The 1,292-nt window shown below is 32.1% G+C and carries 1 pseudogene; it reads left to right on the forward strand.

From position 1 onward, the window contains the following. Positions 1-175: 175 nt before the first annotated feature. Positions 176-1,292, forward strand: a pseudogene (locus BKH41_RS09510) (hypothetical protein); the annotation flags it as partial.

Genomic DNA, 1,292 nt, shown 5'->3' on the forward strand with positions numbered 1-1,292 from the left:
AACTTCAAGTAAAAGAAATAAATGATGCATTTATGCAACAATTCAGTACAGCAAGTATAGTTAATCGTTTAAATAATGATTCATTCATCATCAATCTGATTGCTGATGGTTTGATCAATCCGAATGGCTCACTTAAAGTAGCTGGCAGTTTGAACCAAAAATAAAGGAGTATTTAATGCTTTTAAATAACAAAAACAAAAATCTTATCGATCATCCAATGATACGATATTTATTCAGACTAATGGTAGTGTGTTTGATTGCTCTAGGAGTATTGAACATAGCTTATGGAGAAAAGATGGGTCTTAAAGAAGCATGGAAGGAATATGATAGTATGGTAGATGATGAATCTATTTTTGCTATTTTTCCAAGCTTCATGTGTTCTGAAATGTATCAAAAAACAAATGATCCATTGCTTCAAAACAAACGAGCAAATGAAGCAATCATTTGTGATGTCAATCATCTTTCCTTTCAAGATAGTTTCTTCTCTTCTCTCTATCAAGCCATCATCAAAGGAAATCCAAAACTCAAAGAAAGAGCCAAGAAGATTATGGAAGCAATGTTAGATGAAAGAGATAATCAATGCAGTGCTAATGCTTATGATTTTATCAAAGATAGCAATATTTTAGCACTTCCTATTGGTAGTATAGCCCATATGGGGACTTCCAATTGTATCTCTAGAGTCTATGATGATTTTATCTATCAAATGGTCTCTTTTCTTTATGAGAATGACAAAACTTTATTTGAAAGAATATTTGGAAAAGACAAATTTTTCTCTGATTTTATAGAGAAATATCCAACTTATAAGAAACGCAATTACGATGAAGAGGAACAAGTACGTGGAGATCCTAAGATGCAAAAACTCTATGATGACTATGGTGATGAATTTCAAAAAACACATAATGGCTTTTCTTGTAGCATTGATTTTGATTGTTTCTACACACTTTTGATTGCTGATGATCGGTTGGATGCAAACACTGGAAGACTTAAGATTGTATTTAAGGGTGAAAAAGATTATGTTAAAGCGCAGGTGGAATATGACTCATATGGTTCATATCCTCCAAGCTTTCAATGTAAAATCAAAGATAAAAATCTTAAAAATATCACCAAAGCAAAAGATATTAGTACTGAAGATATGATTTGTAGTTCTGATGAACTTGCTTTTAGGGATAATCTCTTCTCTTCTTTGTATCAAGCCATCATCAAAGGAAATCCAAAACTCAAAATGGAAGCTAGAAACATTGCAAGGGAAATGCTAAAAGAAATGGATGGTAAATGCAGGCTTGAAGATGATG

Origin of the sequence: Helicobacter sp. 12S02232-10 (assembly GCF_002272895.1) — a bacterium.
In the GTDB taxonomy this organism is placed as follows: domain Bacteria; phylum Campylobacterota; class Campylobacteria; order Campylobacterales; family Helicobacteraceae; genus Helicobacter_J.